Annotated in this window: 12 protein-coding genes; 3 read left to right on the plus strand and 9 right to left on the minus strand. The window is 66.2% G+C overall.

The window, feature by feature from the left end:
* Positions 1 to 22: 22 nt before the first annotated feature.
* Positions 23 to 1,876, minus strand: coding sequence for a translation elongation factor 4 (lepA, locus tag BLS52_RS04485; RefSeq protein WP_026544023.1), 1,854 nt, complete (start codon positions 1,874 to 1,876; stop codon positions 23 to 25).
* Between the two features lie 143 nt (positions 1,877 to 2,019).
* Between lepA and BLS52_RS04490 the strand changes: the two genes are divergently transcribed.
* Together BLS52_RS04490 and rpsT are read left to right on the plus strand one after the other, a co-directional pair.
* A complete protein-coding gene (locus BLS52_RS04490) occupies positions 2,020 to 2,565 on the plus strand; it encodes a type II toxin-antitoxin system PemK/MazF family toxin (protein WP_090584720.1) in 546 nt (181 codons plus the stop codon).
* A 203-nt stretch (positions 2,566 to 2,768) separates the two neighbouring features.
* Positions 2,769 to 3,032 carry a 30S ribosomal protein S20 gene (gene rpsT, locus BLS52_RS04495; RefSeq protein ID WP_026544021.1) on the plus strand — a complete coding sequence of 88 codons (264 nt, stop codon included), beginning with the start codon at positions 2,769 to 2,771 and terminating at the stop codon, positions 3,030 to 3,032.
* 179 nt (positions 3,033 to 3,211) lie between these two features.
* On the opposite strand, the gene holA is transcribed toward rpsT, so the two are convergent.
* The 5 genes from holA to leuS all read right to left on the minus strand — a co-directional run bounded on the left by holA (position 3,212) and on the right by leuS (position 11,292).
* Positions 3,212 to 4,222 (minus strand): DNA polymerase III subunit delta, encoded by a 1,011-nt coding sequence (holA, locus tag BLS52_RS04500; protein ID WP_026544020.1) that lies wholly within the window; start codon positions 4,220 to 4,222, stop codon positions 3,212 to 3,214.
* Positions 4,223 to 4,292: 70 nt separating this feature from the next.
* Positions 4,293 to 6,851, minus strand: a complete 2,559-nt coding sequence (locus BLS52_RS04505) for a ComEC/Rec2 family competence protein (protein ID WP_175460084.1) — start codon at positions 6,849 to 6,851, stop codon at positions 4,293 to 4,295.
* A gap of 27 nt (positions 6,852 to 6,878) precedes the next feature.
* Positions 6,879 to 7,757, minus strand: a complete 879-nt coding sequence (locus tag BLS52_RS04510; RefSeq protein ID WP_245702687.1) for a ComEA family DNA-binding protein — start codon at positions 7,755 to 7,757, stop codon at positions 6,879 to 6,881.
* Positions 7,758 to 7,851: 94 nt separating this feature from the next.
* Entirely contained in the window at positions 7,852 to 8,775 is a 924-nt protein-coding gene (locus tag BLS52_RS04515; protein ID WP_090584726.1) for a DegV family protein, read from the minus strand.
* Between the two features lie 24 nt (positions 8,776 to 8,799).
* Entirely contained in the window at positions 8,800 to 11,292 is a 2,493-nt protein-coding gene (leuS, locus tag BLS52_RS04520; protein ID WP_035777771.1) for a leucine--tRNA ligase, read from the minus strand.
* Positions 11,293 to 11,656: 364 nt separating this feature from the next.
* Here leuS and BLS52_RS04525 point away from each other — a divergent pair, with 364 nt between their 5' ends.
* Positions 11,657 to 15,127, plus strand: coding sequence for a bifunctional proline dehydrogenase/L-glutamate gamma-semialdehyde dehydrogenase (locus tag BLS52_RS04525; RefSeq protein WP_090584728.1), 3,471 nt, complete (start codon positions 11,657 to 11,659; stop codon positions 15,125 to 15,127).
* Between the two features lie 89 nt (positions 15,128 to 15,216).
* On the opposite strand, the gene glpK is transcribed toward BLS52_RS04525, so the two are convergent.
* The 3 genes from glpK to BLS52_RS04540 form a co-directional block, all read right to left on the minus strand.
* Positions 15,217 to 16,731, minus strand: coding sequence for a glycerol kinase GlpK (glpK, locus tag BLS52_RS04530; protein WP_026544016.1), 1,515 nt, complete (start codon positions 16,729 to 16,731; stop codon positions 15,217 to 15,219).
* 81 nt (positions 16,732 to 16,812) lie between these two features.
* On the minus strand, positions 16,813 to 17,556 hold the full coding sequence (locus tag BLS52_RS04535; RefSeq protein ID WP_026544015.1) for an MIP/aquaporin family protein: 744 nt from the start codon (positions 17,554 to 17,556) through the stop codon (positions 16,813 to 16,815).
* Positions 17,557 to 17,691: 135 nt separating this feature from the next.
* On the minus strand, positions 17,692 to 19,428 hold the full coding sequence (locus tag BLS52_RS04540; protein ID WP_425425024.1) for a glycerol-3-phosphate dehydrogenase/oxidase: 1,737 nt from the start codon (positions 19,426 to 19,428) through the stop codon (positions 17,692 to 17,694).
* Positions 19,429 to 19,505 lie beyond the last annotated feature (77 nt).

Raw genomic sequence — 19,505 nt, forward strand, 5'->3', positions numbered from 1 at the left:
CCCCCGGACTGGAGTACTTCCGTCACTTCCTGGCTTTGTCCTTGGACTCGTCCGACGACAGGGCGGCAATGAAGGCTTCCTGGGGAACTTCCACCCGCCCCACCATCTTCATGCGCTTCTTGCCCTCTTTCTGCTTTTCGAGCAGCTTGCGCTTACGGGTGATGTCACCGCCATAGCATTTGGCGAGCACGTCCTTGCGGATCGCCCGGATGTTCTCCCTCGCGATGATGCGGGCGCCGATGGCTGCCTGGATGGGCACCTCGAACTGCTGCCGTGGGATCAGTTCGCGCAGCTTCCCGGTCATCATCACACCGTAGGCGTAGGCCTTGTCGCGGTGCGTGATGGCGGAGAAGGCGTCCACCTGCTCTCCCTGGAGCATGATGTCCACCTTCACCAGATCGGCAACCTGGTCCCCGTCGGCTTTCCAGTCGAGTGAGGCGTACCCGCGTGTCCTGGATTTGAGCATGTCGAAGAAGTCGAAGACAATCTCGGCGAGCGGCAGCCGGTACCGGATTTCCACCCGATCTTCGGAGAGGTAGTCCATGCCGCCCATGACGCCGCGCCGGCCCTGGCACAGCTCCATGATGGTGCCGACAAATTCGTTGGGAGCAAGAATGGTGGCGGAAACCATGGGTTCGCGAACCTCGGCGATCTTGCCGGCCGGGTACTCGCTGGGATTGGTGACATGAACCACGCTCTTGTCCTCAAGCGTCACCTCGTACTCGACGTTGGGGGCGGTGGAGATGAGGCTCAGGTTGTATTCACGTTCGAGACGCTCGCGGGTGATCTCCAGGTGGAGCAGGCCGAGGAAGCCCACACGGAAACCGAATCCCAGTGCTGCGGAGGTCTCCGGCTCATACACGAGTGCGGCGTCGTTCAGCATGAGCTTTTCCAGCGCATCCCGCAGCACCGGGTAGTCCGCTCCGTCAAGCGGGTACAACCCGGAAAACACCATCGGCTTGGGATCCGCGTAACCGCTCAGCGAGGACGACGCCGGCTTTGCCAGGTTGGTGACTGTGTCTCCTACCTTGGACTGGCGCACGTCCTTCACTCCGGTGATGAGGTAGCCGACCTCCCCCACACCGAGGCCCTTGGAAGGAGTGGGCTCCGGGGAGCTGACGCCGATCTCAAGCAGTTCGTGGCTTGCCCTTGTGGACATCATCTGGATGCGTTCACGCGGGCTCAGATGCCCGTCCACGACGCGGACATAGGTGACAACACCGCGGTAGGTGTCATACACGGAGTCGAAGATCATGGCCCGGGCGGGCGCGCTCGCGTCTCCGACCGGCGCGGGGAGGTCGCTCACGATCTTGTCCAGCAGCGCCTCCACGCCGACGCCGGTTTTGCCGGAAACCAGCAGCACGTCCTCCGGCTTGCCGCCGATGAGGTTTGCGAGCTCCGCGGCGTATTTTTCCGGCTGCGCTGCCGGCAGGTCGATCTTGTTGAGCACCGGGATGATCGTGAGATCGTTTTCCATCGCGAGGTACAGGTTGGCGAGTGTCTGCGCCTCGATGCCCTGCGCCGCGTCCACCAGGAGGATTGCTCCCTCGCAGGCGGCAAGGGACCGCGAAACCTCGTAGGTGAAGTCGACGTGGCCGGGAGTATCGATCATGTTCAGGGCGTAGCTGACGCCGTCGAGTTCCCACGGCAGCCGGACCGCCTGGGACTTGATGGTGATGCCGCGCTCGCGCTCGATATCCATGCGGTCCAGGTACTGTGCTTTCATATCCCGCTGCTCCACCACTCCGGTGAGCTGGAGCATCCGGTCGGCCAGCGTGGATTTGCCGTGGTCGATGTGGGCGATAATGCAGAAGTTCCTGATAATCGCCGGATCCGTGGCAGCGGGCACCGGAGCGGTGCGGGCCATGGGTGACACTGACGTACCTCTTACTTTGTGGGACGGTTTGGGTTATCCACGGAGGGATCGACGACGCCGGGGCCGCGGACCGCGCGGAAGTGCAGGCTCCATTGTCCCATGGGGACGTGTCGAGCCCGCAATCTGGCGGGTACGCTGGCCGCATGGCATCTTTGGGACAGTCGCTGCTTCGCCTGGCCGGGGCTGCATTGAAGTCCGTTGCGTCGCGTCAGGCACGCTCCCGCACCGATACCCCCGACGGCGGACGCACCGCGGGGCGGACGCCGACCCGGAAGCGGACACTGCGCCGTCGCGCCGCAGAGCCCGCGCCGCGACGCCCATCCGCAGTCAGTTACGATCCCCGGCCCGGAGACACCGCCGACCCGGGCGAGATCGTCTGGACCTGGGTCCCCTACGAGGACGACCCGCGCCAGGGGAAGGACCGTCCGGTACTGGTCATCGGCAGGGACGGAGCGGAACTGCTTGGCCTGATGCTCACGTCACGGGACCGGAACAACGCCCGCAACCGCCATGAAGGCTACGTGGATATCGGCAGCGGACCGTGGGACAGCCGCGGCAGGCCGAGTGAGGTGTACCTGGAGCGGGTGCTTCGGATCGATGAGCAGGATGTGCGGCGCATCGGGGCCACCCTGGAACGGCCGCTTTTCGACCGGGTCCTGTCCCGCCTGGATCGGTCCCCCGGGCGGTGACCGGCAGCCGCACAGACACGCCCGATCGTCCGGAGGCGCCGTGCGCGCGGACGGTCCGTGAGTTCTGGTAACCTGTATAGCTGTGTGTCCGCGCAGGTCGACGGGCACTTCGGCTCGGTCGCCACGGTATCCCCACGCCGCTCAGTCACTGGCCGCACCGAAATCCCTCACGACCAGTCCGCAATACAAAGAGAGTCTTATACGTGGCAAATATCAAGTCCCAGAAAAAGCGCATTCTCACCAATGAGAAGGCACGTCAGCGCAACAACTCGATCAAGTCCGAGTTGAAGACCGCTATCCGTGCGGTAACCAACGCGGTGGAGTCCACCGACAAGGCCGCTGCTGAGGCTGCGCTTTCCGTCGCCAGCCGCAAGCTGGACAAGGCAGTCAGCAAGGGTGTGCTGCACAAGAACAACGCAGCGAACCGCAAGTCGGGAATCGCACGGCGGGTCAACAACCTCGCCTGATCGCTTTACTTTCGCGGCGTGCAGCTGCGTGGCCGGCCCCCGGGCCGGCCACTGCTGTTTAAGGGAGATCGTTTAAGGGCGTGATCGTTTAGGGGTGGTGCTGTCAGGCGCCGGGCGCGGACCTGCAGAAGTGGGCGTACCGCCCTGTCAGTGCGCGGCAGTTGGTAGCCCTCAAAGGGTCAGCGTGAGCCGGCTGTTCCGGATCCGCCCAGGGCAATGGCGGTCACCGCGCGTTCAACGGCATAGACGGGATCCCGCGATTCACCCTTGACCTGTGCATCGGCTTCCGCCAGAACCTGAATGCAGTGGTTGAGCCCCTCCGGCGACCATCGCCCGGCCTCACGGCGCGCCTGGTCCACCTGCCAGGGCGCCATCCCCAGATCCCGGGCAAGCTGGGCCGAACTGCCCCTGAGGCCATATACCTTGGCTACCGCGCGCAGCTTCATTGCCAGTGCAGCGATCAGCGGTACCGGATCAGCTCCCGTGGACAGCGCGTGGCGAAGCATTGCCAGTGCCTGTCCGCCCCGGCCGGCCAGTGCCGCGTCGGCCACCTTGAAGCCTGTGACTTCAATCCTGCCGCCGTAGTACTTCTCCACCAGCTCGGCGGAGATTACGCCGTCGGCATCGGATCGAAGCTGGTGGCAGGCAGCCGCAAGTTCCGACAGATTTGAGCCCACCGCGGCCACCAGTGAGCGCACAGCATCAGGTTCGATCCGCCGTCGGGCAGTGCGGAACTCCGCTGTCACAAAATCGACCTTCTCAGAGTCCTTCTTCAGCGGTTGGCACTCAACAAGCACGGCCCTGCCGGACTTGAGGGCATCGAGCAGCTTCTTGCCCCGGCTACCGCCGGCATGGTGCATGACCAGCACCACGTCGGGAGCGGGATCGGCGATATACCGCAGCGCGTCCTGCAGGAAGGCGTCATTCATCTGCGAGAGTCCGCGGACTTCGATGATCTGCGTACCGCCGAACAGCGATGGGCTGCCCATCATGATCAGTGAGCCGGCCTCATACTGGGCGGCATCCAGCCGGACGGTCTCGGCGTCAGGCTCCGCCTCCCGCATGCGCCGGCGGACAGATTCGAAGCCCTGCGCAGCGAGGTACTCCTCGGGACCCGACAGCAGGATGACCGGTGCCGGGGCAACCTCCCGCCAGCTAGCAGTAACCGCAGCTGCAGGGGTTGGGGACACGGGCGTCGCTCCTGAATCGAAAAGGGATTGGCTGGATCAACTTTGCCACGGGTGCCGGACGCATCCAAGCTCACCGGAAGGACCTGATGTGGAGCGCATCCGCTTCAGCGGTAAGCAGCACTGTGCCGCGCAGGTCCGTCCGCGCCACATGCACGCCGGCCGTATCCAGCGCGGCGAGCGTCTCTGCATGCGGGTGTCCATAATCATTCCCGCCACCGACGGAGATGACTGCCACCCGGGGGGATAATGCCTCGATCATGCCGGCCCCTCCGTTGCGGGCACCATGGTGTGCAACCTTGAGGATATCCACCCCCGCCTCGGTGAGCTGCGCGTTGTCCGCGAGGAAACGGTCAGCGGCGTCCTCCTCAAGGTCGCCGGTAAGGAGGATCTCGACGCCGGAGGTGCCGTCCGGACCCGCTGCGGTGACAAGAAGGACCGCGGAGGCGTTGTTTTCCGAATCGGCCGCCATTCCGGCTTGCGGCCAGAGCACGGACCAGTCCGCAGTGCCGGCCCTCCCGGCGACGCCGGTGCTCACCAGCTCGCCCACTATGCCGGCTGCTGCCGCCGCCTCCGTCACGGTCCGGGGCAGTGATTCCCCGGCGGTGGAGTAGAGCAGGCGGTGAACCGAGCGACCCTCAAAGACCCCCGAAACCCCGCCATAGTGGTCCTCGTGCAGGTGGGTGAGGACAAGCACATCCACCGTGTCCACCCCCAGCCGGTCAAGGCACCTGTCCATCAACGCCGGATCAGGACCCGCGTCAAACACCATGGCGCTGCGCGGTCCGGTCCTGACGGCCAGCCCGTCACCCTGCCCCACGTCGCAGGCGGCTACCGTCCACCGCTCTCCGCCGTTCCCGCGGATCCCGTTTCCCGCCCACAGCGCGGCGAGGCCGAGAACGCAGCCGATCGCCAGCCACGGCACCGTCCGCAGCAGGAAACGCGCCCGCCGGTTTCCATCCGCCCTGCCCCTGCTGCCGTCCCCGGTGAGGGCACGCACTACATCTGGAACACGACGCATCCGGCCCATGAGCTGAGGCCCCCACATCACGGCGGCGAGTACAACTGCACTGCCGGACGCGCTCAGGAGCATCCCCCGGGTACCTGACGGCCAGGGAATTGCTGCAAGCGGCGCCGAGGCGAAGAACCGCGCGATCTGGGCCACGCCGGCCGCAGCCCATCCGGCGCCCGCAGCGAACGGTGCAGCACCCCACGGAACCACGGCAGACAACACAACCGACACCATCCCCACAATGGTGATGAACGGGACCAATGGGGACGCCGCGATGTTGGCCGCCAGGGAGTAGGTCGGCAGGCTTGGCTGCAGCAGTGCCAGAACGGGCGAACAGAACAACTGGGCGGCCAGGGGAACTGCGATCAGCTGTGCAGCCCACACCGGCATAACCGCGCCCAACCGCGCAGCGATGAGCGGTCCGGCCAGCACCAGACCGCTGGTGGCTGCGACGGAGAGAATGAACGCATAGTCGCCGCTGAGCCACGGGTCGGCCGCGAGAAGGACAGCGATGGACAGAAACAGGAGGGTCATGGACAGCCGGCCACGGCCGGTCAGGACCGCGAGCACGCCGATGGCGCCCATGACCGCGGCCCTCAGGACGCTCGGTTCCGGCCGAACGAGCAGAACAAATCCGGCCAGCGCAGCGACCCCAGCTGCTCCGGCGGCCCACCGCGGCAGCCTGCAGCCGCGGCAAAGCAGGAACACGAAGGCGAGCACGTAACTGCAGTTCGCCCCGGACACCGCCGTCAGGTGGGTAAGCCCGGTTGCCTTCATCGTGTCGGCAAGGTCCTGGCTCACCGACGACCTCGCGCCGATGACCATTCCGGGCATCAAACCGTCATCGGGGGCGCCGCTGGCAGCCGACAGTTCCAGAAAGCGCAGCCGCAGCCGGTCCACCGGTGAATCGCGTGCGGAGGCCCCGGCAAGCGGCACCGGCTCCGTCGTCGCGATGAGCAGCGCCGCTGCGCGGGACCCGGGATCGGTCGCCCGCGGCCGCGCCGCCGCGCGCACCACGTCTCCATGGCCAACGGAACTCCATTCCGGGCCTCCGAGGACCACTACCGGCGTGCGTGCACTGAATCTCGATCCGTTGAAAGTGCCATCAAGGAGTTCGGCTTCAAGAAGCCACCGAGGGGAGCCGTCCGGACCGCCGGTCCGCGCCTGGCGCGGCTCGCCCGTAATGCGGAGTTGGGCGGTGATGTGTGCGTGGCCGGCGACGGCGGAGGATAGCGGGGCCGACGCCCGCTGTTCGATGTGCGCGGCAGCGGACAGGGCCACCATGGCTGAGACCCCGAGCGTCAGGAGCAGGACCCGCAACACCGGAGGGCTTTTCGGTCTCCGCACCGCAACCGCGATGCAACCGAGGGTACATACTCCCAGCAGCGTTGCGGCCAACAGCGCACCGCCAGCCCCCAGCCGGATCATCAGCGCGGCCGCCACCCAGGCAGCCGCTGCCCCGGGAAGCAGGCGCAGATCCCGCGCCGGGCTCTGCCGCGCTTCCGCGGAGCCGGCCCTCCGCGGATGTGCGCGCTCCCGACGCCGGGCAGAAGCTGGCTGCGGCGTCTTTGAACCTGTGGCGGATACCCCGGTCACGGGCGCCCGCGCGGCAGACCGCACGAAAGGCTCCCACGCGGCGCGCGCCATTCAGACCGTCACCAGCGGCAGCAGGGCTTCGAGCATGGCCGGTCCAATTCCGGGTACGGCGTCAAGATCCTCGGGACGGGTGAAGCTCCCATGCTCTGTCCGCCATTGCACGATCCGCTCTGCCAGCACTGGACCCACCCTCGGCAGCACCTCGAGGTCCGCTGCGCCCGCCGTGTTGATGTTGACGGGCGCAGCGGTCTGCCCGGCCGCAGCGGCAGCCCCGGCATCTGGCGGCGGCAGCGGTTCCCCGATGCGGGGAACCAGAATCTGCTGGCCATCCAGGACTGCGGCGGCGAGGTTCACGGCGGACAGATCCGCTTCAGGCAGGGCACCCCCGGCCCTTTCCAGTACCTCGAACACCCGTGACCCGGCTGCCGCCTCGACCACGCCGGGCGCCTGCACCGCACCGGCCACATGAACGACGACGGTGCCTGCGCCTGACGCTGGAGTCCCCTCTCCTGCCCCGCCGCCCGCCTCGCCTTTCCCGGCCGGCTCTCCATTCCCCGGCGGCGATGAACGTTCCGCCGCGGGGCCGGCGCCGGGTGCAGGCCGGGATGACGGCCGCGCGTCGGCGTTGATCGGGACCACTTCCGCCGGACTCCTGTCTGTCCCGGCAAACTGCCAGCCGCCGACCGCAAGGGCGCATCCTGCCGCCATCAGCGCAGCCCGCCTGGTTGCCGCCCAGCGCCGCGGCGGCTGAGCCCGTGCAACTGCCCCCGCGACGCCTGCAGGACCGGCTTCGGCTGAGGCGAATTCCGGCCCCGGGTCCATGGAATGCCCTCTTCGCCGGTCCGGCTCGGCACGGCTCAGCTGTAGGGCGCGATCCAACCGGTCCGGGGCGGAAGTGCGCTCCTGGGTTGCCCAGCGGTGCCTTGCCATGCCGACCAGCGTAGGGACCCCGGCCTGCTTCGCCGACGGCCCGAGGGACTATGTGGGCAAACCGCAGGGAGCCGGCTGAATGTGGAGCGGAGGATCAGCCGTGGTCCGGGCTGAGTGGATCCGAGAGAGCGACGGCGAGCACGCCCAGCCCGGTGTGGGCGGCGAGGACGGCCGGCATCCGGGTCAGCAGCGCCTCGGCGCCTGCAGGTACCCTGGACGCCGCCGCTTCGGCCTCTGCCCTGTTACCGAAGTAGTGGAACGCCGCGATACTGCCTGCGGCACGCTGCCGGAGGTCATCGCGGACCAGTTCCTCGAGGCGCTGCCGGGCCCGTGCAGCGCTGCGCACCTTCTCCAGGGGCTCGATCGCCCCGTCCCGGACAGTCAGGAGCGGTTTCACCGCGAGCAGGGTCCCGAAGAAGCCTGCAGCTGCCCCGATCCGCCCTCCCCTGCGAAGCTGCTCAAGGCTGGGTACGTAGAAGAAGATCCGGGTCCCTGCGCAGTACGCAGCCGCCCGTAAGGCTGCCTCGGAAGCGGTTGCCCCGTCCCGGAGGGCAAGGGCTACGGCTGCCACCGCGCATCCCTGCGCCATTCCGACGGTTCCACTGTCGACCACGTGGACGGGCACGGATACGGTGCGCGCCGCCCAGCGGGCCGCCTCGACGGTGCCGGAGAGCTTGCCCGAGAGGTGGATCGACACGATCTCCTGCGCCCCCTCACGCTCGAGCCGCCGGTACACGTTCTGGAACTGGCCCGGAGAGGGGCGGGATGTCCGCACTTCCGAACCCTCGACCAGCGCCACGGACAGGGGTTCCAGCAGGTTGTCGGCTCCTTCGCCGTAATGGCGGCCGCCGATGATCACCGGCATGGGCACGATCGTCACGCCTACCGCGGGTCCGTTCCCCGTGATCCAGTCCTGCGGAAGCGCGGCAGCGGAATCCGTGACAACGGCCGTCGCCGGTTCCGCGGAGGCTTCTCCGACGACGGCAGCCGTGCCTCTTCGGCGATCAAACCAGGCCACTGTGGAACCTTCTCCCCCGGCAGGTCAGGCCGGAACGATGTTCACCAGTTTGGGCGCTCGGACAATGACCGTCCGGATCTCCCGACCCGCCAGCGTGCGCTGGATCTGGGCGGAGCCGAGCGCAAGCTCCCTGAGTGCATCCTCGGTGATGTCCGCCGGGACTTCCAGGCGGTCGCGCACCTTCCCCTGCACCTGCACGACGGCGGTGACCGTGTCCTGGACGAGCAGCGATTCATCCAGCGGCGGCCAGCCGGCTGCTGCAACCGAAGCGGGATGGCCCAGCCGCTCCCAGAGGTCCTCCGCGGTGTAGGGGGCGAAGAGGCTCAAAATAACCGCTGTCACTTCTGCCGCTTCACGGACGGCAGGGTCCGCGCCGCCCGGTCCCGAGTCGATCGCCTTACGCGTGGCGTTGACGAGCTCCATGAGCTTGGCGATGACCACGTTGAACTTGTTGTTGTGCAGCAGTTCAGCGGCGTCGGCGAGGGTGCGGTGTGTCACCGAGCGCAGCGCACGGTCCCCCAGTGCCGGGTCGGTGCCCGGTGCCGAGGTGACGTCGGCGCCAAGCCGCCAGGCACGGGCCAGGAACTTCGCCGAACCCGACGGCGACACATCCGCCCAGTCGACGTCGTCCTCCGGCGGGGAGGCGAACACCATGGTGAGCCGGATGGCGTCGACCCCGTAACGGTCAAGCTGTTCGCCCAGGTTGACCCCGTTACCGAGGGATTTGCTCATGGCCTTGCCGCCGTTGAGCACCTGCCCCTGGTTCAGCAGCGCGGAGAAGGGTTCGGTGAAGTTGACCAGTCCGAGGTCAAAGAGCACTTTGGTGAAGAACCGGCTGTAGAGCAGGTGCAGGATGGCGTGCTCCACTCCGCCCACGTACTGGCCCACGGGCAGCCACTGGTTGACCTTGTCCGGATCGAACGGCGCGTCGTCGCACTGCGGGTCGGCAAACCGCAGGTAGTACCAGGATGAATCGACGAAGGTGTCCATGGTGTCGGTGTCCCGCGTCGCTGGTCCGGAGCACTGCGGGCACTGTACGTTGACCCACTCGGTTGCCGCAGCGAGCGGCGAGGTTCCCTTGGGCGCGAGGTCCTCCCCGCGCAGATCGCTCGGGAGCCGCACCGGAAGCTGGTCATCGGGTACCGGCACCTCACCGCAGGCACCGCAGTGGATGATGGGGATGGGTGTGCCCCAGAAACGCTGCCGGGACAGGAGCCAGTCCCTCAGTCGGTAGTTGACCGTGCGCTCACCCGTGCCCTGGGCCGCGACCAGTTCGATGGCACGCTGGATGGCCGCTTCCTTGGTCAGGCCGTTCAGCTCACCGGAGTTGACCAGGGTGCCTTCACCGATGGTCGCCTTGCCGGAGAACGCAGGGTCCTCTTCGCCGGTATCCACCACCATGCGCACGGGGAGCTCGAAGGCGCGTGCGAAGTCAAGGTCCCGCTGGTCGTGGGCGGGAACCGCCATGATGGCGCCGGTGCCGTAGTCGGCGAGCACGTAGTCGGCTGCCCAGACCGGCAGCTTTTCGCCGTTCAGCGGGTTCACCGCGTAACGGCCGGTGAAGACGCCCGTCTTTTCCCGTTCGGTGGACTGCCGTTCGATATCGCTCAGCGCGTTCACGCTCTCGCGGTAGCGGTTGAGCGCGGGCGCAAGCTCGCCAGTCACCAGCTCCGCGGCGAGGTCCGCGTCTGCGGCAACGACGAAGAAGGTGGCTCCGTGGAGGGTGTCAGGCCTCGTGGTGAAGACCGTGACGTCGCGGGCAGGCAGGTCATCATCGGCTTCGATGGTGAAAGTTACATGGGCGCCCTCTGACCGGCCGATCCAGTTCCGCTGCATCGCCAGCACCCGTTCAGGCCAGTGACCGGTCAGCGGCTCCATGTCCTCGAGCAGCCGGTCGGCGTAGTCAGTGATACGGAAATACCACTGATTGAGGCTCTTCTTGGTGACCGGGCTGCCGCACCGCTCACACGCGCCGTTGACTACCTGCTCATTGGCGAGCACGGTCTGGTCCCGCGGGCACCAGTTGACCGGATGGTCCTTGCGGTAGGCGAGCCCCTTCTCGAAGAACCGCAGGAACAGCCACTGCGTCCACCGGTAGTAGTCGGGATCCGAGGTGTGCAGCCGCCTGGACCAGTCCGCGCTGATGGCGTAGCGCTTGAAGGACGCCGCCTGCGTGTCGATATTCGCGTAGGTCCACTCGCTCGGATGCGCGTTGTGCTTGATGGCGGCGTTTTCCGCCGGCAGGCCGAAGGAGTCCCAGCCGATCGGGTGAAGAACGTCGTAGCCGAGCTGCCGCCAGTAGCGGGCGACGACGTCGCCCATTGCGAAGGCTTCGGCGTGACCCATGTGAAGGTCCCCGGATGGGTAGGGAAACATGTCCAGCACGTAGCGGCGTTCCCTGCTGCCGTCGTCGACCGGGGTGAAGGTGTTGAGCTGTTCCCAGACCGGAAGCCATTTGGCTTCGATATCCGCGAAACTGTAGGTACCGGCGTCCGACTCTTCGGCCGTGGGTTTCATGCTCACTGTTACTTGCCCTGTCTGTTGATCACTGGTGACCGTCTTCAAATTCGCCGGACCGCTCCCGGTGGTGTGCCTGGACGCCGAACGGGACCCGGACATACAAAAGCCCCTCGACACTTCGAGGGGCGGCCGCGCGGAATGCGCGGCTAGATAAGGAGCAGTTGCGCGAACATGCTTTTACCTTAGCGCAGTTTGGTCTCCGGGGCGTTTTCGAAGCGTTACCATATTTCCATTGGACTCTTTTATCTGTTATTGAGCCCAGGACGCCGAGGCGGAATGCGCCCGCGGCTGATCGGCCAGCCACCCCGAGGGGTGGACTGCTTCGCAGGCACTCTGGCCCGTCGTCGTTAGGTAGACGAACATGACACAGACAATTCCTACCGCAGATCCCTCACCGCTGGCCCTTGGCGATGACGCAGTCGCGCTGGTGCGCCGGTGGCTGCACCTGGATGAGGCACGCACCGCGGCACAGCGGCCCGCAGCCACCGTGAGCTCGCGTGGCTCCAAGTCAGCGCAGCTCCTCGCTGAGGTCCTCAAGGACCAGAACGGACTGGACTTCACGATCGGATTCGTGGACCGGGTGATCCGCCCCGAAGACCCGTCCGTCGCTGCACGGAACCTCGCCCGCCTCGCACGGAAGGCGCCGTCGTTCCTGCCCTGGTATATGAAGGGAGCTGTGCGCCTGGGAGGGGTCATGGCACCGGCCCTTCCCCGGGTGGTTGTGCCCGTTGCGCAGCGGGTGCTGCGCGAGATGGTGGGCCATCTGATCGTTGACGCCCGTCCCTCCCACCTTGGCAGGTCGATCGCCGCCCTGCGCGGGGAGGGTGTCCGCCTCAATATCAACCTTCTCGGTGAAGCAGTGCTGGGCGACCGGGAGGCGGATGCGCGGCTTACCGGAACCCGGGAACTGCTCGCGCGCGACGACGTCGACTATGTCTCCATCAAGGTCTCTTCGGTTGTGAGTACGCTCAACCTCTGGGATTTCGAGGGGACCGTCGAGCGGGTGGCCGAACGGCTGCTGCCGCTGTACCGGCTGGCGGCGTCCTCACCGGCTCCGAAGTTCATCAACCTGGACATGGAGGAGTACCACGACCTCGATCTGACGGTGGCGGTGTTCAAGCGCATCCTGGAGACGCCGGATCTGCGCAACCTAGAGGCGGGAATCGTGCTCCAGGCCTACCTGCCGGATGCGCTCGCCGTCCTCCAGGATCTGACCGCGTGGGCCCAGGAGCGGCGTGCGGCCGGCGGTTCCGCCATCAAGGTGCGCCTGGTCAAGGGCGCCAACCTGGCCATGGAACTGGTGGATGCCGCCGTCCACAATTGGGAGCCCGCCACCCTTCCCAGCAAGCAGGCGACGGACACCAACTACAAGCGCTGCCTGGACTGGGCCCTGCGGCCCGAGAACGCGGACGCGGTCCGGTTGGGCGTGGCCGGGCACAACCTGTTCGATATTGCCCTTGCGCGTACCCTGTCCGTTGCCCGCGGTGTCGAGGACCGGATCGAGTTCGAGATGCTGCTCGGCATGGCCGAAGACCAGGCCGCCGAGGTGCGCAAGGATGTCGGGTCGCTGCTGCTGTACACCCCGGTGGTGAAGCCCGCGCAGTTCGACGTCGCCATCAGCTACCTGATTCGCCGCCTTGAGGAGAACGCGAGCCAGGAAAATTTCATGAGTGCTGTCTTTGAACTGACGAAGAACAGTGAACTGTTCGAGCGCGAGAAGGACCGTTTCCTGGCCTCGCTCGCGGAGCTTGACTCCACGGTTCCAGAGCCCAACCGGTCACAGGCTCCGGACCGCTTCACCGCGACCGGGCCGGGGAAATTCCACAACCAGTCCGATTCCGACCCCTCGCTACCTGCTATCCGGGCGTGGGCCGCCGGCATCCTCGACCGGGTTCCCGGTTCCACCCTGGGTGTTTCCCTGGTCGAGTCCTCCCGGCTCGATGCGGAGGGTGAGGTGGATGCCGCCGTCCGGTCGGCACGCGCAGCACAGCGGGACTGGTCTTCCCGGACCGGTGCGGAGCGGGCGGTGGTGCTCCGCGCTGCGGCTGCCCAGCTTGCTGCCCGCCGGGGTGACCTCGTGGAGGTCTCGGCAAGCGAAACCGGGAAGACCATCGCGGAGTCCGACCCGGAGATTTCGGAGGCGATCGACTTCGCCAACTACTACGCATTTCTCGCCGAAGAGCTGGACCAGGTGGAGGGTGCACGCTTTGTTCCTGCCGCGCTGACCGTGGCCACCCCGCCGTGGAACTTCCCCGTTGCCATTGCGGCCGGATCCGTCCTCGCTCCACTGGCCGCCGGAAGCGCCGTGATCCTGAAACCGGCACCCCAGGCCAAGCGGTGCGCCGCCGTCATGGTTCAGGCCCTGTGGGACGCCGGCATCCCCCGCGACGTGCTGGTATTTGCCGACGTCGAAGAGGGACCCGTCGGCCAGCACCTGATTTCCCACCCGGACGTGGACCGGGTCATCCTGACCGGCGCATATGACACCGCCAGGCTCTTCCGCTCCTGGCGCAGGGACCTGCCGCTGCTGGCCGAGACGAGCGGTAAAAATTCGCTGATCGTTACGCCGAGCTCGGACCTGGACCTTGCCGCCGCCGACGTCGTCAGATCGGCTTTCGGGCATGCCGGCCAGAAGTGCTCCGCTGCATCGCTGGCTATCCTGGTGGGCTCTGCGGGCACCTCCGCCCGCTTCCGCAACCAGCTCATCGACGCCGCGGCTTCCCTGAAGGTCGGGTACCCGGAAGACCCTGAGACCGAGATGGGTCCGATCATTGAGCCGGCCGCCGGCAAGCTCAAGGACGCCCTCACCACCCTCGGAGAGGGTGAATCATGGCTGGTCGAGCCGAAACAGCTCGACGACACCGGACGGCTCTGGAGCCCCGGCGTACGGACCGGGGTCCGGCCGGGCAGCTACTTCCATCTCACGGAATTCTTCGGCCCGGTGCTGGGGATCATGCACGCCGAGTCGCTCGAACAGGCCATCGAGTGGCAGAACGCCAGCGCCTACGGACTCACCGGCGGCATCCACTCGATGGACCCGGACGAGGTGTCGCAGTGGCTCGACTCGGTGGAGGCCGGAAACCTCTACGTCAACCGCGGAATCACCGGAGCGATCGTCCGGCGGCAGCCGTTCGGCGGTTGGAAGCGCTCGGCGGTCGGGCCCGGCGCCAAGGCGGGTGGACCGAACTACCTCATCCATCTCGGCAGCTGGGAGCGTGAGGAACTGCACGCCGGGAACGTCCACGCCCCGCTGAACGATTCCGTCCGCCGCCTGCTTCATGCAGCGGAGGTGCCGGACGGAGACCGGGGCTTCCTTGCCCGATCGGCAGCTGACGACCAGCGCCACTGGGTGCGCACCTTCGGCACCCATGAGGACGTATCGGCCCTCGGCGTGGAGCGGAACGAGTTCCGCTACCGGCCGGCCCCCGTCACTGTCAGGCTCAATGAATCCGGAACCATGGCGGACATCCTCCGCGTGGTTGCAGCCGGGGTGCGCAGCGGCTCCGCCATGGCGGTCTCCACGCCGGAACCGCTGGCTCCGGCGGTCACGGCAGTCCTCTCGGGTCTGGAAGTGACCCACCGGGTAGAGGACGACGCCGCGTGGCTGGCAGCTGCGCCCTCAGCGCGCCTCGGCCGCGTGCGCCTGGTGGGGGGCGGCTACCGGGAGCTCTGCGAAGCCACGGACGGCGATCCCGACGTGGCGATCTACGCTGGGCCGGTCACCGAGGCCGGCCGGATCGAGCTTCTGCCGTTCCTTCGGGAGCAGGCGGTCACGATCACCGCTCACCGGTTCGGCAACCCGGACAACGTTTCAGGTGAAGTCCTTCGCTGACGGCTCCCTTTAACCCGCCGAGCGGGCGGAGATGACGAGGTCCTCGTCATCTCCGCCCGCCCGAGCCGGGCAGGTGGCTGCTGCTGCCCCTAGTTCACGTCCTCATCCACCCAGTCGAAGGTCTTGGTGACGGCCTTCTTCCAGTTCCGCATCTGACGATCGCGTTCCGCACCATCCATGGTCGGTTCCCAACGCTTGTCCTCGGACCAGTTCGCGGCAAGCTCGTCGGTGTCCTTCCAGAAGTCGACGGCGAGGCCCGCGGCGTAGGCTGCGCCCAGCGCGGTGGTCTCCGTGACCTTGGGGCGGATGACGGGAATGCCCAGGATGTCTGCCTGGAACTGCATCAGCGCATCATTGGCAACCATGCCGCCGTCGACCCTCAGGTCCTCCATGTTGACGCCGGAGTCAGCGTTGGCGGCGTCGAGCACTTCGCGGGTCTGGAAGGCGGTCGCTTCCAGGGCGGCACGTGCGATGTGGCCCTTGTTCACGAAGCGCGTCAGACCGACGATCGCGCCGCGGGCATCCGACCGCCAGTACGGTGCAAAAAGTCCCGAGAAGGCCGGAACAATGTACACGCCGCCGTTGTCCTGGACAGTCTTGGCGAGCTGCTCCACCTCGGGAGCGCTGTTGATGATCCCAAGGTTGTCGCGGAGCCACTGGATCAGCGAACCGGTGACGGCGATGGCCCCTTCCAGTGCGTAAACGGGCTTGGCATCGCCGAGCTTGTAGCAGACGGTGGTGAGCAGGCCGTTCTTCGAGTGGACAATCTCCTCACCGGTGTTGACGATCATGAAGTTGCCGGTTCCGTAGGTGTTCTTGGTGCCGCCCTTCTCGAAGGCAGCCTGGCCGAACGTGGCAGCCTGCTGGTCCCCCAGGATGCCCGCGACGGGCACCTCCCGGAGCAGCTGTGAGCTGTGCACCTTGCCGTAGACCTCGGAGGATGAGCGGATTTCCGGCATCATCGAGGCCGGTACGCCGAATGTGTCAAGGATGGCGGAGTCCCAGCTCAGCGTCTCGAGGTCCATGAAGAGGGTGCGTGAAGCGTTCGTCACATCGGTGATGTGCACCCCGCCGTCGGTCCCGCCGGTGAGGTTCCAGGTCACCCAGGAATCGGTGTTGCCGAACAACAGGTCCCCGGCGTCGGCCTTCTCCCGTGCACCCTCGACGTTGTCGAGAATCCACTTGATCTTGGTTCCGGAGAAGTAGGTTGCCAGCGGCAAGCCGACCTGCTGCTTGAAACGTTCAACTCCCCCGTCCGCCGCCAGCTCGTCCACGATGGGCTGGGTGCGGGTGTCCTGCCAGACAATGGCGTTGTAGACGGGCTTGCCGGTGTTCTTGTCCCACACCACCGCTGTCTCACGCTGGTTGGTGATGCCCACTGCGGCGATGTCGTGGCGGGTCAGGTTTGCTTTGGAAAGTGCGTTGCCGATGACTTCGCGGGTGTTGTCCCAGATTTCCATCGGGTCATGCTCCACCCAGCCGGCCTTCGGGAAGATCTGCTCGTGCTCCTTCTGACCGGAGGACACAATGTTCCCCTGGTGGTCGAAGACGATCGCGCGGCTTGAGGTGGTTCCCTGGTCAATGGCGATAACGTACTGCGGCATTAATTGCTCCTCGTTGAGTTTGGTGCGGGGTTGGTTGGACGGTGGCGGTCCGGGCGATCCGGACCGCCGGTCGGTTGTAGGTCAGGCTGGGGCAGGGAAAGTGACCATCATGGCAACCAGGCCGCCGAGCAGGCCGCCGATGATCGGCCCGACGACGGGAACCCAGGCGTAGCTCCAGTCGCTGCTTCCCTTGCCCCGGATAGGCAGGAAGGCATGAGCGATGCGTGGGCCGAGGTCACGGTTGGGGTTGATGGCGTATCCGGTGGGTCCACCGAGCGATGCGCCGATACCGACGACGAGCAGAGCCACCGCAAGAGGGCCGAGGCCGGACGGCGTACTTGCAAAGGCAAGGATGACGAAAACGAGCACAAACGTGCCGATCACCTCAGTCACCAGGTTCCACCCGTAATTCCGGATTGCGGGGCCCGTCGAGAAGACACCGAGCTTGTTCGCCGGGTCGGGTTCCTCGTCGAAGTGCTGCTTGTAGGCGAGCCAGCAGCCCACCGCACCCAGAATGGAACCGAGCATCTGCGCAGCAAAATAGGCGAGCGCATTGACCAGGTTCTTGTCCACTCCGGGAGCGAACTCGCCCACGTCGCCGTTGGCCCAGAGACCGACGGTGACGGCGAAGTTCAAGTGGGCCCCGGAGAGCGCGGCGACGTAGACACCGGCGAAGACCGCGAGTCCCCAACCGAAGTTGACCATCAGGAACCCGCCGTTATTTCCCTTGGTTCCCGCCAGCGCGACGTTGGCCACCACGCCTGTACCAAGCAACAGCAGCATGAACGTGCCGAATGTTTCGGCGACGAATACTTCCAGAGACATCTTTGACTCCTCCATTGATTCAACTGTGGGCCGATGCGGCCCCGGTGCCGTGATGGTCGCGACACCGTGTAACTCCCCCGGCAGCTGTTGCCGTTGGTTCCCAGCCGCCTCAAACGGCTGGAGGCTGCCCAGGACTCAGGCAACCAAACTTTGCACACTCACCTTGTGCTTCTCCTGCAGGACACGGCGTGTTTCCTCGACTTCACGCTTCCTGTCCGACTCGGACCAGCCAAGGAGCCCGCCCAGGACATCAGCGATTTCCTCCACGAGTTCGGCCGACAGCAGACCGTTGAAGGCCAGTGCAGTCCGCCTGATGAGCACGTCTGAAATGTGCTGCACCTGCTCGTGCCGGACCATATATTCAAGCTCGCGGGTTGAGACTTCACGGGTGGTCTGCAGGGGTGCGTCTCCCCCTTCGGCGAGAAAGGCAGCAACGCCGGCGGCGCGGGTGCCATAGCGCCCGAGCAGGAGCCTGACACGTTCCGGGGGCAGACCTGCACTGTTGGCCTCGATCCAGGCCGCGACGTCGCGGGGTTGCTGCGGGAAAGCCAGCCCCCCGCCGATAGGCAGGGCCGCGGTGGAGACTGTCCGGCCCCGCTGCAGCAGCTCGAGCACCTCATTTGCGAGGTGTTCGGAGAGTGCGCGGAAGGTTGTCCACTTGCCTCCGACCAGGCTGAGAATGGGGCGTCCCGAGGTGGTGCCGCGTTCGATCCGGTAGTCCCGTGACACAAAGCCGGGCTGCGTGTCGTCGTGGCGCGGCAGCGGCCGCACTCCCGAGAAGGAGTAGACAATGCTTTCCCTGCTGACCCGTACGGTCGGAAACACGTGGTGGATGAGGTCGAAGAAATAGTCGATCTCGGCGTCGGTACACACGGCCGGGGTATCCATGTCCGTCTCGATGTCCGTGGTGCCGACCAACACCCGCTCGCCCATGGGATAGATGAGGACGATTCGTCCGTCGGAGTGCTCGAAGAATATCTCCCGCCCGTCGCAGGCCGCCAGCAGCTCGGGATGGTCGAGCACCACATGGGAACCCTTCGTTCCGCCCATGAAGCTGCTCCCCTGCCCGAGCGCACTGTTGGTGCCATCCACCCACGCGCCGGTGGCGTTGACGACGACGTCCGCCTGAATGGTGAAGACGTCACCGGAGAGCTCGTCGCGGAGCACCACCCCGTCTGCGTTGCTTCCGACCGCGCTGACGTAGTTGACCGCCCGCGAGCGGGGGTTGGCGGCCAACCCGTCCTGGAGGACGTCCAGGGTCAATCGCTCAGGGTTGTGGACCGAGGCGTCGAAATAGGTGGCGGTGTACTTGACATCGGGGCGCAGCCTGGGGAGCTGCTGAAGGGATTTCTTCCGTCCCACGAACCGGTGGCGGGGCACCGTTCCGCCAGCGCGGGAGAACGCGTCATACAGGGTTAGCCCCGCCTTGATCAGGACGGCGCCGCGCTCACGGGGAGCTCCCTGCCGGTGGGTCAGGAAGCGCAGGGGCGCCGCCATGATTCCGGAGAACGTGCTGAATATCGGGATGGTTGTCTGGAGCGGCTTGACGTAGTGCGGCGCGAGTTTGAGGAGCGCGTTCCGCTCGATCACTGATTCGCGTACCAGCCGGAACTCGCCGTTCTCGAGATAGCGGATGCCGCCGTGGATCATGTGGGAGGAAGCGCCCGAAGCGCCCTGGCAGTAGTCGCCGCGTTCAACGAGCGTGACGTCGATGCCCTGCAGCGACAGGTCACGGAAGGTCCCGACCCCATTGATTCCGCCTCCGATGATCAGTACGGAGGCCTTCCCGCCGTCCCTGAGCTGCTGAACGCTCTCGCGCACTGGACGGTTCTGTTCTGCCGACGGCGTCGTCGACCCGGTGCTGTTTCTCACGGGCTGTCAGGCTCCTTGACTGTGGTGGTGGTTTCGGGATCTGACCCCTATTCTTTTGAGCATTGGGAATATTCGTC

It is taken from the genome of Arthrobacter subterraneus, from assembly GCF_900099735.1.
GTDB lineage: Bacteria > Actinomycetota > Actinomycetes > Actinomycetales > Micrococcaceae > Arthrobacter_D > Arthrobacter_D subterraneus.

What these genes read in the sequence shown, in the direction of transcription:
- BLS52_RS04490 (WP_090584720.1), top strand. Translation starts at nt 2,020, where the DNA reads ATGGCATCTTTGGGACAGTCGCTGCTTCGCCTGGCCGGGGCTGCATTG.
- BLS52_RS04510 (WP_245702687.1), bottom strand. Translation starts at nt 7,757, where the DNA reads ATGGCAAGGCACCGCTGGGCAACCCAGGAGCGCACTTCCGCCCCGGAC.
- leuS (WP_035777771.1), bottom strand. Translation starts at nt 11,292, where the DNA reads ATGAAACCCACGGCCGAAGAGTCGGACGCCGGTACCTACAGTTTCGCG.
- BLS52_RS04525 (WP_090584728.1), top strand. Translation starts at nt 11,657, where the DNA reads ATGACACAGACAATTCCTACCGCAGATCCCTCACCGCTGGCCCTTGGC.
- glpK (WP_026544016.1), bottom strand. Translation starts at nt 16,731, where the DNA reads ATGCCGCAGTACGTTATCGCCATTGACCAGGGAACCACCTCAAGCCGC.
- BLS52_RS04535 (WP_026544015.1), bottom strand. Translation starts at nt 17,556, where the DNA reads ATGTCTCTGGAAGTATTCGTCGCCGAAACATTCGGCACGTTCATGCTG.